We start from the raw sequence: 21,909 nt of genomic DNA, 5'->3' as shown, positions 1-21,909 counted from the left end.
AGTGCAAGTAACGAACATCGGGCAACGTGCCAAAGATGGCGGAGACGCTATTCGCGAACATGCCCAATGGCGGCACAGTCATCCTCGGGGTGGACGAAGCAAACGGTCGGTTCGACGTGGTGGGCGTCAAGGACATCGCAACAACGGAGGCGGGTATCGCAACACAGGCCAGGGATGCCGTCCAAGCATCACCGCATCTGGATTTTCAGACATTCACCATTGACGGCAGACAGGTGGAGGTTCTCCATGTGGACGAACAGATCGACTACGACTTGGCCGCTGCCAGGGGACGTGTCGTTGACGACCTGGAACCTGAGCTGGTGGAGTCGTATCTGACGACAGTACGCACCAGTGACCGACGATTGCGCGACCATACTGACGAGCGGATCCTGCGGATGCCGAACATGCTGACAGCATCAGGGAGAACCAGCGTTGGCAGGACTGTATGCCCTGGGTGACTATCCGCAGGGGCACTACCCGGCGCTCATGTGGCGTCAACATGACGACTACGAAGCGAAGACAGCGAGGCCCTCACCGGGCCCCAAAGATCTTCGGTCCCAACCCGCAACGAGGAGCACGTACTCGCTACACTCGTCGCAGGGGAGAGCACTGACGATCCACGAACTTGCAGACTACGCGGGACTGACAACTGGTCAGGTGCGTTACGCTCTGGCGTTGCCGCTCAAGGAAAGACTCGTCGTCATGGATGGCCGCCAAGGTGCCCGGACGACCTGCTACCGAATCCATACCGTATGCTGAACCATCCACACCTTCACTCACACTGCAACGCTTGCAGTGTGAGTTGCAGTCTGGCGACCCACCCGCCAGGCCTGGAACACATGTGAACGGCGTGGAGCTGGGCACCAGAACAGACACAGTCGGGAAACGGGGGCGCCTGCAGCTGGCTCACCCCCAACGATTGGGGGGTGCCACGGGGGACGGAGTATCGCTGACCGTACGGGCCAGCCACATGGGGGACCGGCACACGGCCTCAGCCCCAGAAGGATTCACCCTCCCAGGTTCCCAGCGATACCACCGGTACGACCTGACCGGAGATGATCGACCCCTCGTGGGGAACCCGTGGGAGGTTCGCCGGGGCGGCCAACGTCATCGGGATCGAAGTGTCACCGACGATCCGGTACCAATCGACGTCGGTGAGTTCATTGGTGCGCTTCTCGACCCGCTTGCAGACCATCGTCATCTCGGCGACGGCGCTGGCCTCCCCGCGAGTGGCGCGACCGGCATTAATCTCCATCAGCCACGGGCTGATCAGGGTTCCGGCGGCGAACTGCAGATCACCGGTACCGCCCAGAGACCCCTCGTGAGAGCGTCCGTACTCCTCCTCGGACTCGAAAACCCGCAGCATCTGATTGGCGACGGCGCCCACCCTCAGATGCTCGATGAAGCGTGGGGTGTCGTCACCGGGTTCGGGGCACAGCGGTATCTCAACCGGGTCGTCAACATTGGCCAGGAAGCGCGCCAGGTGCTTGCGGTTGGCGGCGGGCAGCTTGAGCACCGACTCCCCGGTGAGCATGGATGCCAAGTTGGCGTGGGAGTAGATGTCGACCAGTGCCACCGTCGAGCTGAACCGCACCAGATCGGCGGGGTGAGTCGTCGGGGCGACGAGGGAGGCCATCGTCTCGATCTCGTCGCGATCCTTCTGCTTCATGAGCGCCAGCCGCGCCCCGGACGGATCGGTGTAAGCAGCCAGCAGGTCGAACCCTCCGACGTCCTCCACCCCGACAGCACCAGCCTCAGCCGCGGAATTGACGAGGACGTCGAGATCGGAGGCGTCGAAGCCCAGGGCATGTAGGTCATGGGAGATCACCCGACGATGATAGGCAGGAAAGCCCTGAACCGTCATCGTCGGGGAATCCCTCCTCGACAGATTCAGCCCTGCAAGGCTCGCAGCACCTCGTCACGCAGCTTGGCGGAGCGACGCGGGGTACGGTCGCCGACGACGCTGACCGTCATGCCACCAGCCCTCTCGGTGGCCGGGGTGAAGGCACTGCCCTTGCGTCCCTTGTCACCACGCACACAGAAGACGCCGCGCTTATCGGCCTCCTCGGCCACCAAGGCGTTCACCTCGGGATCGTTGGTGAGGGCCTGGACGAACCAGACGCCGTCAAGATCCTCGACCTGGAAGGCGCGACGCTCCAGGTCCACCAATCCCTTGCGGGACATCCGCGTGAGCTGGATACCGGAGTTCGGGGCGACGACGTGGACCTCGGCCCCGGCCTCGAGCAGCCTCACGACGCGGCGTTCGGCAACGTGCCCGGCACCGACGACCAGAACCTTGCGGCCCTGCAGACGCAGACCCGTCATGTAAACCGGGGCTCCCTCCCCCAGGCCCACCTCGTCAAGGGGTTCTCGGTAGCGATCGACGACGACGTCAGCGACCTCGTCACAGTCACCGATGACCGGGGCGATGCGGATCTCGACGCCGGGATGGCTGGCCTGCCAGGCCTCCACCTGCTCGGTCATCCACACGTGCAGCAGCCCCGGGAAGAGGAAATTGCCCTGCACGACGATCTGATCGGCACCCTGGGCAGCCAGGGCGGAGAGGGCCTCGGGAACCGACGGACGGGTCACCTGGATGAAGGCCGGTTCAACCCGGTCAAGGTCGTTCTCCTCCCAGAACATCCTCGTCAGGGTGTAGTGGGAAGCGTTGGCATCGGGCACGAGAGCTCCGCGTCCCACCAACACCACGGCCGTGTCGCGGGAACGCCACTCCTCGCGTCCCTCACCGGCAGCGAGGGTCTCGGCGAGACGACGGTTGAGGGCCTTGCGCATCCGCACGTCCGGCAGCAATGGGGCGGAATACATGACGCGTGCGTCCCCACGGCCCTCGTCGATGGCCTCTGGAATGTCCTCCCGGACGTGACCGCCGGTGTTGAACATCAACGGAACGACGACGGCGGCTGCCGGGTCCTCGTCACCGTCAGCGCCCTCGGGAACCTCCGGTGTCTGGGCGACGGCGGCACGGACGGCGTCCGGGATGCTGGGCTCGGCGAGCTCGACGAACCCCAGCTCGACCGGGATGCCGGGCAGTTTGCCGGCGATGCGCTCGGCCAGGGCGCGACACTCGGCCACGCCGGACTCGTCACGGGTGCCATGTGCTGCGATGACCAGCGGGGTCCCACTGGCGAGTGGATCGGTCATTTCGACTCCTTCGTCTCGGCGTTCTTCTCGGACCCGGACATGCGGGTCGAGTGGACCGGCGGCTTGGACAGGTAGGTCTTCTCGTCAGCCTTGGGCAGGTCCTTGTGCGTGTAGTTCTTGCGAGCCTCACCGGTGACGTGGCCGTCCATCCAGTGGTAGTCACGTGGGGTGACCATGAGGCGTCGTCCGTCTCCGGAGCTCACGTACTTGGTCGTCGTCGAACCCACGACGACAAGGGTCGTCATGCCGACCCATTCGGGCTTGAACTCCTCGAGGGTGGACATGATCACCTCCTGCTGACGACGCTCGGCATGGGAGACGATCGCCACCGGGGTGGACGGCGGACGGTGCTCAGCCATGATCGCCAGGGCGTCGGGGAGCTGATGGGTTCGGGTACGTGAACGCGGGTTGTAGAAGGTGGTGACGAGATCCCCCTCGGCAGCCGCTCTCACCCTCTTGAGGATGAGATCCCAGTCGGTGTGCAGGTCCGAGAGACTGATCGTGGCGTGATCATGGCCCAGCGGAGCACCGAGGATCGCCGAGATGGCGAGCTCGGCGGTGACACCGGGAACGATCTCGACGTCGATGCCATCGGTGCCCATCTCCAGGGTCGGGGAGGCCATGGCATAGATGGCCGGGTCGCCGCCGCACACGAAAGCCACGTTGCGACCGTCGCGGGTCGCGTCAATGGCCGCCTGGGTGCGCTCCTCCTCGGTGCCCATCTTGGTGGCCAGGATTGTGGCACCCGGACGCACCAGGTCGCGGATCTGACGGACGTAGGGGGCATAACCCGCTATGAAGGTGGCATTGCGGATGGCATCGACGGCGCGCGGGGTGAGAAGATCTCGCGAGCCGGGCCCGAGGCCGACGACCGAGAGGTGACCACGAGCCGGGATGCGACCGACGGCGCAGGTGGCCTCGGGAGTCTTGGTCTTGTGGACCAGCAGCTCGGCTCCCTGGCACAGCACGGCAGCCTCGCTGACACTCGGTGTGCCGACCTCGCGTGCGACGACGTCGGAGGGAGTCGGGACATCCTGGGCGGCCAGCTCCTCCGCGGACTCGGTGCGGTAATCGACGCCGAGCTGATTCGCCAGCTTCACGAGACCGAGCTCACCGGCCTTGACCTCGTGGGAGACCAGACGAGTGACCGATCCAAGAGCCAGACCGTTGTCAGCGAGGGTCTTCTCGAGAAGCTCTCGCAGCGGTTCGACCTCGGTGCCCTTGTTACATCCCATCCCGACGACCAGGCAGTTCGGGTGCAGGACGACGGTGGGCAGGTCGTCACCATGGTCAGTCCGAATTCGCTCTGCGACCCGCTCGGAGACGATGATTCGGGCGACCGGGGATTCAGCATCCTCGGTGACGTTCTTGGGCAGTGGGGGCAGCGGCCAGGGCTGTTCGCGGATGACCAGCACCGGGCGTCCGGCGATGATCGATCCGGTCACCCCGGCGACGTCACCCTCGTAGGCCCAACCGAGCTGATCGAGGGCCGGGACACCGAGGGAGTCGGTGGCGGTGGACACGACGGCGGTGCCGCCGAGAGCCTCGGCGATGGTGCGGGAGAGCTCGTTGGCCCCACCGACGTGGCCACCCACCAATGGGATGGCGAAACGGCCGGCCTCGTCGACGACGACCACACCCGGGTCGGTCTTCTTGGACTCCAGCAGCGGGGCGATGATGCGCGTCGTGGCACCCAGGGCCAGGTGGGAGACGATGAGGTCGCACTCGCCCCAGGCCGCCGCCAGCCCGGTGCGGGACGGTCCGACGTACTTCTTGGTCTCGCGCTTGAGCACGTGGTCGATGGCCTCGGCGTGGGCCGCCGCGGCGTCGGAATTGATGATCTGTCCGATGATCGGGTCACGGTCCGAGCCGTCCGGGTTGGTGTCGACGCCGGGCTGGGGGGCCTCGGGAGCATTGACGTTGACGTCACCGGCCAGCTCCGGGTTGATGCCCAGGGCCGCCGGGGAGTCCGGATGATGCTCGAGGACCAGCACGACGTTGGGGCTGAGGATGTCCGCGTCAGCAATGACGGCCCTGGCTGCTTCCTCGTCGAGGACACGCACCCGCTGGCCCTCCTCACCGATCTTCTCAGCGAGGACGAAGGTCTTGCCGCGACCCGCGAGCCCGTCGACCAATTCCGCCAGGCCTCGGTTGGGGGCTGTCAGCACGCCCACCTTGGGATGGATCTTGGCAAGCCGGATGGCGGTCTCGATGTCCTTGGAGTGTGAGGAGACGAACTGGGCGTCGTCCCAGGGCAAGGCCACGGCGGCGAAAGCAGCCTGCAAGGAGGTCGGGGCCGTCACGACCTCGACCTTGAGACCGGCCTGGCGGATACGTCGCACCACACCGAAGAAGAGCGGGTCACCGGAGGCGATGACAACGACGTTGGCGTCGTCGGGCAGGGACTGAACTCGCTCGACGGCAGGGCCGATGAGGCCGAGCTTCTGACGCTTCTCGTCGGGAACGTTGAGGGCGTCAAGGTGACGCTGACCTCCGACGACGAGGTCAGCATCGGCGACCTCCTGGCGCAAGGAGTCGGAAATGGTACCGAGATATCCGTGGACGCGAATCATGAATTGTCCTTCGTGTCGGAGTTCGTGGGGTTCTGGTCGTAGACGCCGCGAGTGCCGTGGGCCTTGAGGTCAGCGCGGGCCTGGGCGTCAGCTCCGCGGTATTCGTGACGGAAACCGGGGTGGTAGAGGTGGCTGCGAGTCTTGATCGGGCCCTCTGCCAGGGCCGGTCCGACGAGGACGACGGCGTGCTTCCACAGCTTGTGGTTGCGCATCGTCTCCGAGAGGTGGGCCAGGTCGCAGCGGAACATGATTTCCTCGGGCCAGCTGACCGCGTACCCGATGATGCAGGGAGTCTCGGGCAGGTAGCCTCCCTCCAGCAGGGCATCCTGAAGAGCCTTGTTACGGGCCGCGGAAAGGTAGATCGCCATTGTCGCACCGTGACGGGCGAAGGAGGCGACGGTCTCCCCGTCGGGCATGGGGGTCCGCCCGCCCTCCAGTCGGGTGAGGACGAGTGACTGGGATACCTCTGGGACGGTGATCTCGACGTCCATCCGGGCGGCAGCGGCCGAGAAGGCCGAGATGCCCGGGATGGTCTCGAAGTCGATACCGATGCGACGACACAGGTCGCGCTGCTCGGCGGTGGCGCCATAGATGGACGGGTCACCGGTGTGGACCCTCGCCACCACCAGCCCCTCGTCACGGGCGCGGGTGTAGAGAGGCTCGAGGTCCTCCAGCGGGATGGAGGCGGAGTCAATGAGCTCGGCTCCCGCCTTGTGACGGGCCACCATGTCGGGGTGAACGAGGCTGGAGGCCCAGATGATGATGTCAGCGGTCTCGATGACACGGGCTCCGCGCAGGCTCACCAGGTCCGGAGCGCCCGGTCCGGCACCGACGAAAACGACCCTGCCTGCTCCCTCGGGGATCTCCCGCCACGGTACCGGAGGCGGCTCGATGGCGTTGTGGTCCAGATCCTCCAAGACCCTCTCAGAGGCGTGCTGAGTGGGTCGTGCAGCTTGAGGTTCGTTCACAGTTTTCCTCCCGTGATGGTGCGCTCTGGAGTGGTGAGGACGGTCGAGAAGTACGGCAGAGCCTGAGTATCAGCGACCTCACCGAGGGTGACGATCTGCTCGGACTCCAGCGTGACGTCGGTGCCGATGACAGCCTGACGATCCCGCTGCCGCAGCTGCTCGACAACGTCTGGGAGTTTGCGTCCCCCCTTGTAAATCGCCACTGAGTCGACGAGGTCGAGGACCTGGCAAAGTTTTTCCATCCCGACGGTGGCCGGGACGAGGGCCAGGACCTCCTTGCCCTCCACCAGCGGGCGCCCGGACGCCGCCGACAGGGCCTGCATGGCGGTGACACCTGGGCTCAGCTCGACGCTGACGTCGGGGAGTCTCTCCTCGACATTGGCGCGCAGGTAGGTGAAGGTGGAGAAGACCGTCGGATCGCCGACGGTGGCCAGGGCGACAGTGCGAGCCCCTTCGTCGAAGGCCGTGATCGCCGCATCGGCGGATACCTGCCAGGAGGCCCTGCGCTTCTCGCCGACACCAGACCTCTCCCGCATGGAGAAGGGGATGCGCTTGATGCGCTCGACGATCTCCGGGGCGACGGCAGTGATGATGGTCTCGGCACGTCCGGGACCGTCGGTGGTGGCCTCGGTGTAGGGCACGAGGATGACATCAGCCTCGCGCAGGATGCGCACGGTTCTCAGGGTGACCAGCTCTGGGTCACCCGGCCCCACTCCGACCCCGATGAGGGTTCGTCCCGACTTGTGGTCAGGATGTACAGGGGCATAGCTCATGACGGCCTCCTCAGGTGTCCTCGCCCGATGACGTGCGCAACGAACCGTTCGAGTGTCTGGCTGCCATCACCGCGGCGATGGTCACAGTGGCGGGACCGCGCCGGACTCACACCGGCTTCCTCGAGATCGGTCGTTGTATCGATCCTCCCACATCGTGGCACCACACCACGACACGGCCGGGGTCAGCTCCCGCCTGCCAGGGAGAACAGACGGTCAAGACCGAGATGCTCCTCAACGGCGTCGGCCAGCACGTCGATCATCTGCTCGCGGCGCTGCCCATACCCGATGGCACCCTCCACCGGGTGCCACGCCGATCCGGCATGCTCGGCAGCCTCGGCCAGCCAGGCGCGCCGGAAATCGTCACATTCGAAGGCACCATGCCACATCGTCCCCCAGACACTTCCGACGCGGACTCCGTCGAGGAAGGGCTCCCCCGCCGACAGGTCGACATCCATTCGGCCGTGATGGATCTCGTAGCCGCCGACCTCGATCCCCCGCCAGGATCCGCTCGGGATGGCCAGGGTCTTGTCGGCACCGAAGGTCACCTCGACCGGCAGTAGCCCGAGTCCCTCGGTTCGCTCGGTCGGCGATTCCTGACCCTCGGGGTCGAGGATGAGGCGGGTGAGCATCTGGTAGCCGCCACAAATGCCCAGCACAGTGCGACCTTGACGGGCACGGCGGGCCACGACCTCAGCGATTCCGGTGGACCTCAGCCACTCCAGATCACGCACGGTGGACCGCGATCCGGGCAGGACGAGCACGTCGGCCAGTTCGCAGGTGTTGGGGTTGGTCGTCACCTGGACGTCGACCCCGGCCTCGGCGGCCATGGCGTCGACATCGGTGGCGTTGGAGATTCTCGGCAGCCGGACGACGGCAACCCGCAGATCGTCGGTGGAAACGGAGTTCCCGTCGTGACGCCAGCGTCCCACCTCCAACGCATCCTCACCGTCGAGCCACACCTCGGGGACCCAGGGCAGCACCCCAAAACTCGGCATTCCGGTGCGACGAGTGATCTCTTCCAGACCAGGAGCGAGAACGGACTCATCACCGCGGAATTTGTTGATGACGTACCCGGCCAGCAGGGAACGGTCCGCGTCGTCGAGCAGCGCCCAGGTGCCGAAGAGGCTGGCGAGCACCCCGCCGCGGTCAATGTCCCCGACGAGCACCACCGGCAGGCTCTTCTCCCTTGCCAGTCCCATGTTCGTGTAGTCACCGGCACGCAGGTTGATCTCGGCCGGGGAGCCCGCACCCTCGCAGATGACCATGTCGTGGGCGGCGGAGAGCTCGTCGTAGGCGGCCCATGCGGCTTCCGCGAGGTGACGTCGTCCGGTGGCGTACTGTCCCGCTTCCAGCACGCCTCCCGGCGTGCCACGCAGCACGATGAAGGAGCGACGATCGGTGCCAGGTTTGAGCAGCACCGGATTCATGGCTGATTCCGGAGTCACCCTGGCGGCGCTGGCCTGCAGGTACTGCGCCCGGCCGATCTCGGACCCGTCGGGGCAGACCATCGAATTGTTCGACATGTTCTGGGCCTTGTAAGGAACGACGTCGATCCCGCGACGCCACGCGGCCCGGCAGAGGGCAGTGACGACCAGCGACTTCCCGGCGTCAGAAGACGTTCCGGCGACGAGGATTCCACTCATCTCACTTCTCCTTCGCGCTCGAGTCGTAACGACGAGGCAGGATGCCGCCGTAGAACCTGAGGTGGGCGATGGCCGCTACGCCGAGGCAGGCGGCAGCCGTCGCCATCCCGGTGACCCCGGTGACGAGGTCGGCAGCGTCCGCGACCTTCCGACCGTCCGGGCGTGCGCCGTCTCCCAGCAGGGGACGATCCTCGTGACGATTGCCGTAGTAGACATTGCGTCCGCCCAGTTGCACCCCGAGGGCGCCCGCCCAGGCCGACTCGCACCATCCCCCGTTCGGACTGGGGTGATGGCCATGATCACGCATCATGATCTGCACTGCCCGACGCCGGTCTCCCCCGACGGTGGGCGCCAGCAGGCAGGCGAACAGTCCGGTCAGCCGGGCGGCAGGGAGATCCAGCAGATCGTCAAGGTGGGCGGCAACCTTCCCGAAGTTCTCGTAACGCTCGTTGTGGTGTCCGATCATGGCATCGAGGGTGTTCGCCCCTCGATGTACCAGCATTCCCGGTACTCCGGCCACGGCTCCCCACCACAGGGATGCCACGGCGGCGTCGGCGGTGTTCTCGGCCATGGACTCCACGGTCGCCCGAGCCAGTTCCGGCTCGTCGAGCTGGTCGGCGTCACGGGAGCACAGGTGGGACAGCTGCTCGCGGGCCCCGGCCAGGTCGTCCTCGTCGAGCCGGACGTACATTCGCTGACCTTCGTCGGCCAGCGAGGTCGCCCCGATGACCGCCCAGGTCGTCGCAGCCGTCGTGATCACGCGCAGCATCGGGTGTTTCGCGGTGACCTTCTCGACCCCTGCCCCCAACAGGGCCAGAGGGACGAGACATGCAGCCACATGAGCACCGCCACGCGCGACGGAGTCGGCCCAGTCACGCTTCTCGAGGGCAGCGGCGGCATTGCCAAAGACCGCCACCGGGTGGTGTTCCTGCGGATCACCGAACAACCGATCGGCGACGACACCTACTCCCAGCCCCACTGCCCGGGCGGCCAACCCGAGCCCACGACGACGGTCACGATGACACAGCATGCCCACACCCTAGAGCAGCGGCCCGGACTGATGAGGAGAGGAGTCGCTGATGAAGGGTCCAGAGGGATTGGTACCCCGCCCCACGAAAGGACTGACCAGTGCGGCCTAATCCAGCAGGAGCCGACCGACACCTCATGCGGGCTCTGGGTTGACGGCATGTGGTGACGGGCACCGGGACCGCACCACACGAGCAGCCACGAGTCAGAGGTTTGGTGTTGGTTCGACGCGGGGAGTGGGTGTCGGGCGCTTTCACGGTGCCTCCTTGAACTGCCTGACACAAACCTGGACAATCGGTGGTTCCAAAAGCTGGGAGCACTTCCGCCTTCACAACCAGCCGCGTCTCCTGGCCTCGGCAACTGCCTGGGCCCGATTGACGCTGTTGGTCTTCGCGATCGCTGAGGACACGTGGTTACGGACCGTTCCGGTCGACAGGGAGAGCTTCCTCGCGATGACGGCGATCGGCTCCCCCGACTCCGCCTCCCGCAACACACCTCGCTCCCTCTCCGTCAACGGGTTGTACCCCTCCAGCAGGGACTCTGCGGCCAAGGATGGGTCGATGACGCGGCCTCCCTGATGAACCTTGCGCACTGCCTGGGCCAGTTCGGAGGCCGGGGTGTCCTTGACGACGAATCCCGCCGCCCCGGCATCCATCGCCCGGCGCAGGTACCCGGGGCGTCCGAAGGTGGTAACGATGAGAATCTTGACGTCAGCCCCAGCCAAGCGGTCCGCCACCTCGATGCCGTCCATTCCGGGCATCTCGATGTCGAGCAGCAGCACATCGGGACGGGTCTTCTCAACCGTCAGGACGACCTCGTCGCCACGACTGCACTGGCCGACCACCTCGATGTCGGGTTCCAGGGAGAGCAGAGCGACAAGGGCACCGCGTACCAAGGCCTGATCATCGGCGAGAACGAGTTTGATCGACTCGTCGGTCATAACACCACCACCTTGGTTCCCCGACCATTGTCCCCCGAACCGATGTCCAGCTGCCCACCGACGCCCTCGACCCGACGCCTCATCCCCGCCCGACCGGAACCTTCCTCGGCGTCGCCGACACCGATGCCGTCATCGATGATGCACATCCGGTCGTCGGACAGATCGATCCAACAGCACCTGGCCTGAGAGTGGCGGATGATGTTGGTGACGGCCTCACGCACCACCCATCCCCACACGGCGTCATGGTCGGACTCACCGGTCCGCTCGTCGCGGACCCGAAGGGAGATGCCAGCTGTCGTCAGGGCTGTCGCCGCGGTGGCGAGTTGGGAGTCCAGGTCAGCCTCGTTGAGGTCACTGACCAGGCCTCGAACCTGCGCCAGGGCCTCGCGAGTCAGGTTGTGCGTGTCCGCTGCCTGTTCCTTGGCAGCCTCCGGGTTGATGTCGATGAGTTTGCCGATGAGTTCGGCTTTCATGGAGATCACCGTCAGGCTCTGGCCGAGAAGGTCATGGACGTCGGAGGCGATCCTCTCCCGCTCGGCATAGGTGGCCTCGATCTTGTGCTGCTTGTTCTGCTCGAGTCGGTTGTTGCTCCACACCCGACTGATGCATCCGGCCAGCAGAATCATGGCCATTGACGGCAGTCCGATGAGCCACCACTGTCGCTGGTCGTCGATGATCCGGGCCACCAACAGCGCGGCGACCTCGAGCACGAGGATCATCAGGACTGCGGATGTCGACATTAGGAAGAGGGTGAAGGCCAGCGGAAAGGCGAACATCTCGACGGCCGCCGGCGGATCGACGAGGGCCACCCCGCCGTTGAGCAGGCATATCACGGCCAGAAATGCCCAGGGCCAGCGAGGCATCCAACGTCGCGAGAGCCAGGTCTCCAGCGTGTCGACCCCCAGCCAGAATCCCAACAGGTAGACCAGCACGAAGAGGCCGATGAGGACGAACCCGGTGACCCGCTGGGACCTCACGAGCTCGGGGTTGGCAGCTATGTGCTCGATGGGGTAAGCAAGGAAGATCGTCCAAATCCCGGCGTACAAGGTCTGCGTCCCGCGCGCGCCCCATATCGACAGCGAGCGTCTGGAGCGTTTGCGCATCGGCCTGTTCTCCTCCCAACTGGCCTCTCAGCAGTCCCTGTGACGGCGGGAGACCAGCCATGCCAACACGACGAAGACAACAGCCCACGCCACTGCGCTGATGATGGCACGGAAGAGGTCGACCTCGACCGGCCCCTGGGTCGTCATCTCGTATCCTCCCATGATCGGCCACCGCGGCAGCAGGTTGACACCCCACAGCGGGGTGAAGCGGGAGAGCTTGAGCATGAACCCGCCCAAGGGCATGAAGACATTGCCGAGAAAAGCGAAGGCCAGCACGAAGAAGGACACCAGGGAGGCAGCGTTCTCGTTGCGGATGAGTATCGCCATTCCAAGACCGAAGATGGTGTAGGGAACGCAGCACACCCATGCCAGGAGGAAGGTCCACAGCCATCCGATGCCGTCGATACGCGCACCCGAGAGGGCGCCGGCGAGCAGCACGAGGGCCACCGGCACGGCCGCGACGACCTGGATCGAGACGATCTTGGTGACGAGGTAGTTCCACTGGGTCATCGGGGTGGTCGCCAGCTGCCGTCCCCATCCCGCCTGTTGCTCCAGAGCCGACGACGACCCCAGACCTGAGGCGGCGGTGGCAGTGCCATAGAGGGCCATCGACGCCATCACCGCGGCATTGACGTTTCCATGTGCCACCAGGATGGTGCCGTAGTCCTGGATTGCACCGAAGAGCACGTACATCGCGACCGGCATGACGAAGGCGAAGATGATGATCGACGGGGTGCGAACCATCCGCCGGATGTCGAGAAGGGAGTAGGTGATGTTCATGAGGCACTCTCCGCCCGGTCGATGCTCTCGCTGGTGAGTGAGAGGAATGCGTCCTCCAGAGTGGTGCGGGCGACCAGCACGTCGTGGGCCTCGGTGTGGTTGAGCAAATGGCGCACCAACTCGTCGGAGTCGTCGGTGGTGAAGGTGACGGTGTCGGACTTGATGTCGTAGTGGTTGACGTAGGGCAGGCGATCGAGGGTCGCGGGATCCACGTCGGGCCAGACGACGGTCACCGTCGAACCGGAGACCGACGCACGGATCTCGGCGATCGGTCCGTCTGCGATGATGCGGCCGTGGTTGATGAGGATGACCCGGTCGGCGAACTCGTCCGCCTCGGCAATGTAGTGGGTGGCGAAGATGATGGTGCGGCCGTCGTCAGCGGCCTTGTGCATCTGGGCCCAGAAGTGACGCCGTCCATCGACGTCGAGACCCATCGTCGGCTCGTCCAGAACCAGGAGATCCGGATCGGGCAGCATCGCCAGGGCGAAGCGCAACCGCTGTTGCTGACCGCCTGAACACTTTCCGACCTTCCGGGAGGCGAAATCCTCCAGCTCCCAGACCCGCATCTGCTCATCGATCCGGGAGCGCGGGAGCTTGAAGGTCGATCCGATGACTCGCAGGGTCTCGTGGACAGTGAAGTTGTCGAGCAGGCCACGGGTCTGTTGTACCGCCGAGACCCGGCCGGATCGAGCCCCCTCCTCGGCGTTCCGGCCCATCAACTCGACTCGGCCGGAGGTCGGGTCGGTGATCCCCAACAACATGTCGATGGTTGTCGTCTTGCCGGCGCCGTTGGGGCCGAGGAAGGCGACAACCTCCCCTTGCTTGATGGTGAAATTGATGTGGTCGACGGCCGTCAGGTGTCCTCCCTTGGCAGGGAAGGCCTTGACGAGATCCTCGACGACCACCGCTGTTTCGTTCATGCCTCCATGACACCCCACCAGGCGTGGTTCCGCCCATGGTCCGGCGTCACGACTTCGCCATGACATTCGTCATGGGGGGGTTAGGCTACGGCAATGACTCGAATCGTCCTGGTACGCCACGGCCAGTCCACCTGGAACCTGGAGCACCGCGTCCAGGGACAGACGATGGAGGTCCCCCTGACCAGGAGAGGCCATCGTCAGGCCGGTGAGGCCGGACGGAAGGTCGCCGTATTGGTGCCTCGTCACACCGCACTGCTGAGTTCGGACCAGAAACGTGCCCTGCAGACCGCTCAACGTGTGGGTTGCGCGATCGGGTCGACACCTCAGGCTGACGCCCGGCTGCGGGAGCAGTACTTGGGTGACATGGAGGGCAAGCTGTCCAGTGAACTGCACGAGATGCCGATCCCCGAGGATGCCGACATTGCCGAGGTCGGCTGGGGTGGCGGGGAGTCACTTCTCGACGTCTGGCGACGCTGTCGCGATCTGTTGGACGAGCTTGCCCAGAATCCCCCCGAGGCCGTCGTCATGGTCAGTCACGGGGACACCCTGCGCGTCATGCTGTCGGCCCTGTCCGGAGGCACCCACCATGACTGCGACTACTCCCTCGCGCTGACGAATGGGATCGTCATGTACCGGGATATCGACCTGCACGAGCTGGTGGAGAGCCTTCCGGACCTGTGAGATTCCGTGCCGGGGAATCTCACAGTCTCACGAGCATCTTCCCGGTGTTGGCACCCTCGAGCATGTCGATGAAGGCCTTGGGTGCCGCGTCGAGGCCATCCCGGTAGGTCTCGTCCCAGTGGATCTCGTCGTTCGCCAACCACTGGGCCATCTTCTGCTGGAACTCCGGACGGACTTCCTCGGCGTACTTGGCGATGACGAAACCCCGCAGCGTCAGCCGCTTGCCGATGGCCAGCCCCAGATTGCGCGGGGCACACGGCGGCTCGACGGAGTTGTACTGGGAGATCGCCCCACACATGGCCACGCGACCATCGGTGTTGAGGTGGTTGATGGCGGCCTCCAGGTGGTCTCCCCCGACGTTGTCGTAGTAGACGTCGATGCCGTCGGGAGCGGCCTGCCCGAGCAGGTCGGTCACCGGGCCGTCGTGGTAGTTGAAAGCAGCGTCGAAACCAAGGTCACGCAGTCGGGCAACCTTGGCATCGGTGCCGGCAGAGCCGATGACCCGAGTCGCCCCGAGCAGGCCTGCCAACTGGCCGACCATCGAGCCGACGGCCCCGGCGGCGCCGGAGACGAAGACGGCATCTCCGGCCTTCATCTCCGCGGCGCGGGTCAGACCCGCGTAAGCGGTGAGCCCGGTCATGCCCAGAACACCAAGGTAGGCCGAGGCGGGTGCGATGTCGACGTCGATGGCCCTCGCATCGGAGGCGTCAAGAACCGCGTGTTCACGCCATCCGAGCTGGTGGACGACGCGCATGCCTTCCAGAATGCCTTCGCTGCGCGACGCGATGACGGTGCCGACCGCTCCGCCGTCGAGGGGCTGGTCGACTTGGAATGGTGGCACGTAGGACTTGACGTCGTTCATCCGGCCGCGCATGTACGGGTCGACCGACATCACCTCATTGGCGACGAGGATCTGCCCGTCGGCCAGTTCGGGAAGGGGGATCTCCTCGATGCGAAAATTGTCCTCGGTCGGTGCACCGTGTGGTCGGGATGCGAGATGGACAGCGCGGGTGGAAGTCAGATGGGTGGTGCTCATGGGAGTGTTCCTCTCTCGACGCCGGTCAACATCTCGACCATCGCACGCCTCATGCCACCAGACCAGCAGATTCCGCGGAGGGTGATCGCCGGTCATGCACAATGGGGTCATGGCCGAGATCAGGATCCTTCGCACTGACATCACCACTCTCGATGTCGACGCCGTCGTCAATGCGGCGAACCGTCGGCTGGCTGGCGGCGGAGGGGTCGATGGCGCCATCCACCGGGCTGCAGGGTCTGAGTTGTCGGCGGCTTGTCGCAAGCTCCGCGAGACCACCCTGCCCGACGGCCTACCCACGGGGCAGTCGGTGGCCACCACCGCGGGAAAGATGACTGCCAAGTGGATCATCCACACCGTCGGTCCGGTCTGGGCGAAGACCATCGACAAGTCTGACCAGCTCGCCTCCTGCTACCGCACGTCCCTGCAGGTGGCTGACAAGATCGGTGCGAAAACCGTCGCCTTCCCGACGATTTCGGCAGGGGTGTACGGCTATCCCATGGACGAGGCCACCCGCATCGCCGTCGAAACATGCAAGGAGACCGACACCTCGGTGGAGACGATCTACCTCGTCGCCTTCAACGCCGAGGCCGAAGCGGGATACCGCTGCGCCCTTGGAAACGGATGATCGGAATTCTCATCCAGCCAGATCGTTGAGGATTCGCTCCAACACGACGGCGTGGTTGACCTCGCGGTCGCCGGCACCGAAGAGCAGGATCACCTCGTCGTGGTCGGCGCACTCGTCAACGAACTTCTTCGCTGCTCCCGACTCGTCGAGATCAGCCTCGTAACGGCCTGCAAACTCGTCGAACCGGTCAGCGTCGTGGTTCCACCAGGTGCGCAGTTCCGAGGAAGGGGCCAGATCGGTGCGACGCTCATCGAGCTCAGCATCGTCCTTCTTGACCCCTCGCGGCCACATGCGATCAACGAGGACCCGATATCCCTTGGCCGGGCCCGCCTTGAGGTCGTCACGGATATTCACTGCGCGGAAGGTTGTCATGCCTTCCACTGTGTCACGCCGGGATCAAGCCTTCTTCTTGGACTTGAAGAAGAGGGGGGCGAGGATGACGACGAGCAGGATGATGGCCACCCAGTTCGCAATCTTCGCATAGTATTTCAGTGCGTCAACGATGGGATCACCGACTCCCCACCCCAGAGTGAGGTAGCCCAGGTTCCAGACTGTGGCGGCGACGAAGTCCAGCGCGACGAACCACTTCACCTTCATCCCGGAGGCACCCGTCAGGACGAAGACCACCGGCATGATCGGCAACGGAATCGGCACATAGGCGACGAGAACACCCAGCCAGCCGAGCTTGCGAGCCCACCTCTCCGCCTGGTCGTAACGGCGTCGGGACCGCTCAGATCGTCCGGCCCAGACCTCGATCATCCCTCGGCCCCACAGCTTTCCGGCCCACCAGTAGACCCAGTCAAGTTTGATCGACATGATCGAGCCCAACAGCAACCACCACAGCCAGTGCGGGGCCTGATTGACCGATGCCAGAGCTCCGGTCGCCGCTGCACCGGTACGGGATCCCGTGAGCCCCACGAGGATCGGCGGATCAAGGCCGAGCAGCCAACCACGCAGCGGGAGCATGGCCAACGAGAAGATGCCAAGGAAGCCGATCCACCCCATGCACCAGTAATCGGAACGGCCTGGCTTGTGGTTCCAGGGCATGCCCTCGGCCTTCCACCACTCCTCGTCCTCGGCGGAGTCGTTACCGGCGGCGGACCTCTCCAGTTCATTCTCGGCCGCGGCAAGGGCGGTGGCGGCCACGGCGAAGGAATCCTTCTCCCCCGCAGCCGCAGTACTCATCTCGTCCTGCACGCCGTCGAGGATACCCAGTGCAGGTGACAGTCCTGCAGCTGCGATGTCTGCCGAGAGGGGAACACACTTCTCCTGACCTCGTACGGACGGTAGCGTGATCCCTCAACCGGCGTCACCCACAGCACACGCGAACTGGCCGGGCGGGGAAGGACCGCATGATCCGTTTCGACCACGTCAGCAAGCGTTTCGACGAGGGCACTGTCGCCGTCGAGAATTTTGACCTGGAGGTGGAATCCCACCACCTGGTCGTCTTGCTAGGGTCCTCCGGATGCGGAAAGACCACCCTGCTGAGGATGGTCAACCGAATGGTCGATCCGTCCGAGGGCCGAATACTCATCGACGACACCGACGTCGCCATGGTTGATCCGGTCAAGCTGCGTCGTCAGATCGGATACGTCATGCAATCGGGTGGGTTGCTCCCCCACCGAACCGTGGTCGACAACATCGCCACAGTGCCGCTTCTCTCCGGGACTTCCCGGAGCGCTGCCCGCTCCCGAGCCATGGATCTGTTGGAGAGGGTCGGCTTGGACTCCTCGTTGGCCCGCCGCTACCCCACCCAGCTGTCCGGCGGTCAGCGCCAGCGGGTCGGAGTGGCCCGGGCCCTTGCCGCCAACCCTGACATCCTCCTCATGGACGAGCCCTTCGGCGCCGTCGATCCGGTGGTGCGTGCCGAGTTGCAGCAGGGTCTTCTACGTATCCAGGAGGATCTCGCCAAGACGATCGTATTCGTCACCCATGACGTCGACGAGGCCTTCTTGCTCGGCGACGAGGTCCTCGTGCTGAGACGCGGTGCCCAGGTCGCCCAGCGGAGCCGCCCCGATGAGATCCTGCTCCACCCCGTCGACGACTTCGTCTCCTCCTTCATCGGTGGAGATCGTCGCAGTCTCCACGTCGAACTGCGCGACGAGCCTCCCACCGTCGTCGACGCCGGTGGCCGACTCGTCGGTCGTCTCACGGGAACTCCCGAGGAGAACTCATGAACACCCGGTGGATCGACGAGAACCGGGACCAAATCTGGCAATTGACGAGCCACCATGCCGTGCTCGGCATCATTCCGGTGGTCGTGAGCCTCGTGCTGTCAGTCCCGCTGGGGTGGTGGGCGCACCGCTCTCGGACCGCACGCCGCCTCCTGGTACCCGGCGCCTCCATCCTGTACGCCCTTCCCTCCTTGCCACTGTTCGTCCTGTTACCGCTCATCCTCGGCACGAAGATCCTCGATCCGATCAATGTCATCGCCGCCCTCACCCTCTACGGCATCGCCCTGTTGGTGAGGACGGCCACCGACGCCTTCGACTCGGTGGGACGATCGGTACGTCGTGACGCCGTCGCCATGGGTTACTCCAATTCCCAGGTGTTCTGGCGAGTGGCCCTGCCGCTGGCTGTCCCTGCACTCACTGCGGGAATGCGGGTGGTCTCGGCATCCACGTTGTCATTAGTCAGCGTCGGTGCCCTCATTGGCGTCCCCTCCCTGGGCTACTTCTTCACGGACGGTTACCAGCGTTCCTTCCCGACCGAGATCTGGGTCGGGATCATCGGGACTCTCGTCCTGGCAATCGTCTTCGACCTCGTCATCGTCGCGGTCGGCCGTCTCCTCACGCCCTGGCAGCGTCGCAAGGGGGAGTCGGCATGACCCAGATTGCATCTGCTTTCACCTGGTTGGCGACCTCATCGCACTGGAGCGGTCCCGGAGCCATCGGGGTGCGCATCGGCGAGCATCTCTGGTACACCCTGTTGGCCATCCTCCTCGCCTCGGTCATCGCGATCCCCGCTGGTCTGGCGATTGGCCACACCGGCCGCGGAAGGACCGTCGCGGTGACCTGTTCAGGGGCTCTGCGCGCACTGCCGTCCCTCGGGCTGCTCACCTTGCTGGCCATCTCGACGACGATGGGAATCGAGCGTCCCATCGTCCCGGCCACCATCGTGCTGGCGATCTTGGCGATCCCGCCCCTGCTGGCCGGCAGCTACTCCGGGATTGAAGCCGTCGACGACGAGGTGACTGACGGAGCTCGAGCCTGCGGCATGACCGGGATGCAGGTCCTGCGCCGCGTCGAGTTGCCGCTGGCTGCTCCCCTGCTGCTGGGCGGGTTGAGGTCAGCCACCCTGCAGGTCATCGCGACGACGACCATCTGCTCCTACCTGGGCATGGGTGGCCTGGGACGTTTCATCCTTGACGGTCTGGCGGTCTCCGATTACCCGCAGATGCTCGCCGGGTCCATCGTCATCATCGTGTTGGCCCTCGCCACCGATGGCCTACTCGCCCTGGCAACGCGCCTACTCACCGGTCCGGGTGTGCGACACGCCCTGGCCCTCACCCCACAGTGATCACCCATCGAATGGAGCAAGAATGACCACGACGACTCGCCGAACACTGCTCGGAGCCGCATTGCTGACCGGCCTGGCGGCGTGTTCCTCCCATAATCCCCTCGACTCGAACGACTCCGGCTCCGGTGGCGCAGGTGTGACCGTCGGATCGGCGAATTTCACTGAGTCCGAGATCATCGCCGAGGTCTACGCCCAGGCTCTCGAGAAGGCTGGCGTCAGCGTCAAGCGTCGGATGCAGATCGGCGCCCGCGATGTCTACGTCAAGGCGCTCAAGGACGGCTCGATCGACCTCGTCCCGGAATATTCCGGGAACCTGCTGCAGTTCTTCCAGGGATCCTCGACGGCCTCTGACGAGAAATCGGTCATGGACGCTCTGCGCAAGGCGGTGCCGTCCGGCATGTCCGTGGGTGAACCGTCAGGAGCCCAGGACGCCGACTCCTGGTGCGTCACCTCCGAGTTCTCCAAGGCCCACAAGGTCACTTCCCTGGCAGATCTGGCCAAGCTGGACGCCGTCAAGGTGGGCGGAAATCCTGAGCTCAAGGAACGTCCCTACGGGCCCAGGGGATTGACGAAGGTGTACGGGGTCCCGGCATCCAAGATCAAGTTCACCGCACTGTCGGACTCCTCCGGCCCGCTCACCGTCAAGGCGTTAACATCAGGGACGGTCGACCTCGTCGATCTCTACACGACGACTCCCGCGATCAAGGAGCAGAATCTCGTCGTCCTGGAGGACCCCAAGCACCTCATCGTGCCTCAGAACGTCGTCCCGCTGATGAACACAAAGGTTGACGACAAGACCCGCGACCAACTGGCCAAGGTCTCGAGAGCCATGACCACCGACGACCTCATCGCCATGAACCAACGAGCCCAGGGGGACGAGAAGGCTTCGGCGTCAACCATTGCCAAGGAGTGGTTGGGAAGGAAGGGGCTGGCCTGATCACCAGCCCCCTCACCAGAAATCTCAGCCGATCTCCTCGCGAGCCTCCTCGAAGGCCTTGATGGCCTTGTCGAGCTGTTCACGGGTCAGTCCGGCAGACATTTGGGTACGGATGCGGGCCTTGCCTCGGGGCACAACTGGGTAGCTGAAGGCGCGCACGTAGATGCCCTTGGCGAGCATGGCGTCGGCCATCTTCGCAGCCTTGACGGCGTCGCCGATCATGACGGGGCAGATCGGATGATCCGACTCCGGGATGTCGAATCCGCGTGCGGTCATCTCGGCACGGAAGTACGCGGTGTTGTCGCGCAGACGATCCAGCAGATCCGAGCTCGACTTGAGCAGTTCTAGGGTCGCCAGGGCAGCACCGGCGATGGACGGGGCGAGCGAGTTCGAGAACAGGTAGGGGCGTGAGTTCTGACGCAACATCTCGACGACTTCGCGGTGGGAGCAGGTGTAGCCGCCAGAGGCTCCGCCCAGGGCCTTGCCGAGGGTGCCGGTCAGGACGTCGACACGGCCACGTACTCCCCAGTGCTCGGGCGTGCCGGCACCAGTCTTGCCCACGAATCCGACGGCATGGGAGTCGTCGACCATGACCATCGCACCGTACCTTTCGGCAAGATCACAGATCTGCGGCAGCGGTGCGACGAAACCGTCCATGGAGAAGACGCCATCGGTGGCGACCATGATGTGCTTGCACCCCTTGCCCTGGGCGTCCTTGAGCTGGGCCTCCAGGTCGGCCATGTCCTGGTTGTGGTAGCGGAAACGCTGTGCCTTGCACAGCCGGACGCCGTCGATGATCGAGGCATGGTTGAGCTCGTCGGAGATGATGGCATCGTCGGGCCCCAACAGCACCTCGAAGAGACCACCGTTGGCGTCGAAGCAGGACGAGTACAGGATGGTGTCCCAGTTGTCGGGGTCGTCGGGGTGCAGGAACTCGGTGATGGCCCGCTCCAGCTTCTGGTGCAGGGTCTGGGTGCCGCAGATGAATCGCACCGAGGCCATGCCGAAGCCCCACTCGTCGAGAGCCTTCTTGGCGGCGTCAACGAGCACCGGTGAGTCAGCCAGACCAAGGTAGTTGTTGGCGCACAGGTTGATGACCTCGCGTCCGTCGTCGACGGTGATCTCGCCTGACTGGGGGCTGGTCAACGGGGCCTCAGCCTTGTACAGCCCTTCCTCCTTGAGGGCTGCGATCTTGGCGCTGAGTTCGTCCTTCATGGATCCGT

General features: G+C 65.0%; 22 protein-coding genes and 1 riboswitch. Of the genes, 7 read left to right on the top strand and 15 right to left on the bottom strand.

Annotated elements, in window-relative coordinates; genetic code table 11:
- Positions 1–35: 35 nt before the first annotated feature.
- The gene (locus ACP8LP_RS02290; RefSeq protein WP_484483260.1) at positions 36–458 is read left to right on the top strand and encodes an AlbA family DNA-binding domain-containing protein; all 423 of its coding nucleotides are present in this window, start codon (positions 36–38) and stop codon (positions 456–458) included.
- A gap of 533 nt (positions 459–991) precedes the next feature.
- Here ACP8LP_RS02290 and ACP8LP_RS02285 read toward each other — a convergent pair.
- The 11 genes from ACP8LP_RS02285 to ACP8LP_RS02235 all read right to left on the bottom strand — a co-directional run bounded on the left by ACP8LP_RS02285 (position 992) and on the right by ACP8LP_RS02235 (position 13,888).
- Positions 992–1,828: a hypothetical protein gene (locus ACP8LP_RS02285; RefSeq protein WP_484483259.1), complete on the bottom strand. Its 837-nt coding sequence runs from the start codon at positions 1,826–1,828 to the stop codon at positions 992–994.
- A 62-nt stretch (positions 1,829–1,890) separates the two neighbouring features.
- Positions 1,891–3,162 (bottom strand): CbiX/SirB N-terminal domain-containing protein, encoded by a 1,272-nt coding sequence (locus tag ACP8LP_RS02280; protein ID WP_063279360.1) that lies wholly within the window; start codon positions 3,160–3,162, stop codon positions 1,891–1,893.
- A complete protein-coding gene (cobJ, locus tag ACP8LP_RS02275) occupies positions 3,159–5,735 on the bottom strand; it encodes a precorrin-3B C(17)-methyltransferase (protein WP_063279361.1) in 2,577 nt (858 codons plus the stop codon). The genes ACP8LP_RS02280 and cobJ overlap by 4 nt, the downstream gene beginning before the upstream one ends.
- Positions 5,732–6,703: a precorrin-4 C(11)-methyltransferase gene (cobM, locus tag ACP8LP_RS02270; RefSeq protein ID WP_063810876.1), complete on the bottom strand. Its 972-nt coding sequence runs from the start codon at positions 6,701–6,703 to the stop codon at positions 5,732–5,734. The genes cobJ and cobM overlap by 4 nt, the downstream gene beginning before the upstream one ends.
- Entirely contained in the window at positions 6,700–7,428 is a 729-nt protein-coding gene (gene cobI, locus ACP8LP_RS02265) for a precorrin-2 C(20)-methyltransferase (RefSeq protein WP_435379312.1), read from the bottom strand. The genes cobM and cobI overlap by 4 nt, the downstream gene beginning before the upstream one ends.
- Positions 7,415–7,642, bottom strand: a riboswitch (cobalamin riboswitch). (Overlaps the previous gene by 14 nt.)
- Before the next feature lie 16 nt (positions 7,643–7,658).
- Positions 7,659–9,119 (bottom strand): cobyric acid synthase, encoded by a 1,461-nt coding sequence (locus ACP8LP_RS02260; RefSeq protein ID WP_462575182.1) that lies wholly within the window; start codon positions 9,117–9,119, stop codon positions 7,659–7,661.
- Position 9,120: 1 nt separating this feature from the next.
- On the bottom strand, positions 9,121–10,149 hold the full coding sequence (gene cbiB, locus ACP8LP_RS02255; protein WP_016667029.1) for an adenosylcobinamide-phosphate synthase CbiB: 1,029 nt from the start codon (positions 10,147–10,149) through the stop codon (positions 9,121–9,123).
- Positions 10,150–10,473: 324 nt separating this feature from the next.
- Positions 10,474–11,085: a response regulator transcription factor gene (locus ACP8LP_RS02250; protein ID WP_002549688.1), complete on the bottom strand. Its 612-nt coding sequence runs from the start codon at positions 11,083–11,085 to the stop codon at positions 10,474–10,476.
- Positions 11,082–12,188: a sensor histidine kinase gene (locus ACP8LP_RS02245; RefSeq protein WP_063279365.1), complete on the bottom strand. Its 1,107-nt coding sequence runs from the start codon at positions 12,186–12,188 to the stop codon at positions 11,082–11,084. The genes ACP8LP_RS02250 and ACP8LP_RS02245 overlap by 4 nt, the downstream gene beginning before the upstream one ends.
- 27 nt (positions 12,189–12,215) lie before the next feature.
- Entirely contained in the window at positions 12,216–12,968 is a 753-nt protein-coding gene (locus ACP8LP_RS02240; RefSeq protein WP_063279366.1) for an ABC transporter permease, read from the bottom strand.
- Entirely contained in the window at positions 12,965–13,888 is a 924-nt protein-coding gene (locus tag ACP8LP_RS02235) for an ABC transporter ATP-binding protein (protein ID WP_042842943.1), read from the bottom strand. The genes ACP8LP_RS02240 and ACP8LP_RS02235 overlap by 4 nt, the downstream gene beginning before the upstream one ends.
- Before the next feature lie 93 nt (positions 13,889–13,981).
- Between ACP8LP_RS02235 and ACP8LP_RS02230 the strand changes: the two genes are divergently transcribed.
- Complete coding sequence (locus tag ACP8LP_RS02230; RefSeq protein ID WP_065674325.1) at positions 13,982–14,569, top strand: histidine phosphatase family protein; 588 nt, start codon at positions 13,982–13,984, stop codon at positions 14,567–14,569.
- Positions 14,570–14,588: 19 nt separating this feature from the next.
- On the opposite strand, the gene ACP8LP_RS02225 is transcribed toward ACP8LP_RS02230, so the two are convergent.
- On the bottom strand, positions 14,589–15,605 hold the full coding sequence (locus ACP8LP_RS02225) for an NADP-dependent oxidoreductase (protein ID WP_016667027.1): 1,017 nt from the start codon (positions 15,603–15,605) through the stop codon (positions 14,589–14,591).
- Positions 15,606–15,714: 109 nt separating this feature from the next.
- Here ACP8LP_RS02225 and ACP8LP_RS02220 point away from each other — a divergent pair, with 109 nt between their 5' ends.
- A complete protein-coding gene (locus ACP8LP_RS02220; RefSeq protein ID WP_002549491.1) occupies positions 15,715–16,230 on the top strand; it encodes an O-acetyl-ADP-ribose deacetylase in 516 nt (171 codons plus the stop codon).
- A 9-nt stretch (positions 16,231–16,239) separates the two neighbouring features.
- Here ACP8LP_RS02220 and ACP8LP_RS02215 read toward each other — a convergent pair whose 3' ends face one another.
- Positions 16,240–16,602, bottom strand: coding sequence for a DUF488 domain-containing protein (locus ACP8LP_RS02215; RefSeq protein ID WP_016667025.1), 363 nt, complete (start codon positions 16,600–16,602; stop codon positions 16,240–16,242).
- A gap of 24 nt (positions 16,603–16,626) precedes the next feature.
- Complete coding sequence (locus ACP8LP_RS02210; RefSeq protein ID WP_036975756.1) at positions 16,627–17,457, bottom strand: DedA family protein; 831 nt, start codon at positions 17,455–17,457, stop codon at positions 16,627–16,629.
- A 125-nt stretch (positions 17,458–17,582) separates the two neighbouring features.
- Here ACP8LP_RS02210 and ACP8LP_RS02205 point away from each other — a divergent pair, with 125 nt between their 5' ends.
- From ACP8LP_RS02205 to ACP8LP_RS02190, 4 genes are read left to right on the top strand one after another with little or no spacing between them, the layout of a single operon-like run.
- Positions 17,583–18,407 carry an ABC transporter ATP-binding protein gene (locus ACP8LP_RS02205; RefSeq protein WP_334354772.1) on the top strand — a complete coding sequence of 275 codons (825 nt, stop codon included), beginning with the start codon at positions 17,583–17,585 and terminating at the stop codon, positions 18,405–18,407.
- Positions 18,404–19,057, top strand: coding sequence for an ABC transporter permease (locus ACP8LP_RS02200; protein ID WP_004810681.1), 654 nt, complete (start codon positions 18,404–18,406; stop codon positions 19,055–19,057). The genes ACP8LP_RS02205 and ACP8LP_RS02200 overlap by 4 nt, the downstream gene beginning before the upstream one ends.
- The gene (locus ACP8LP_RS02195) at positions 19,054–19,749 is read left to right on the top strand and encodes an ABC transporter permease (RefSeq protein ID WP_004810680.1); all 696 of its coding nucleotides are present in this window, start codon (positions 19,054–19,056) and stop codon (positions 19,747–19,749) included. Before ACP8LP_RS02200 ends, ACP8LP_RS02195 begins: the two co-directional genes overlap by 4 nt.
- A 22-nt stretch (positions 19,750–19,771) precedes the next feature.
- Positions 19,772–20,686, top strand: a complete 915-nt coding sequence (locus tag ACP8LP_RS02190; protein WP_334354771.1) for an ABC transporter substrate-binding protein — start codon at positions 19,772–19,774, stop codon at positions 20,684–20,686.
- 24 nt (positions 20,687–20,710) lie between these two features.
- Here ACP8LP_RS02190 and ACP8LP_RS02185 read toward each other — a convergent pair whose 3' ends face one another.
- Positions 20,711–21,901, bottom strand: coding sequence for a glycine C-acetyltransferase (locus ACP8LP_RS02185; protein WP_036976462.1), 1,191 nt, complete (start codon positions 21,899–21,901; stop codon positions 20,711–20,713).
- Positions 21,902–21,909: the final 8 nt, after the last annotated feature.

It is taken from the genome of Cutibacterium sp. LaCa_89 (genome assembly GCF_058177555.1).
This window is presented reverse-complemented; position numbering and strand designations above follow the sequence as displayed.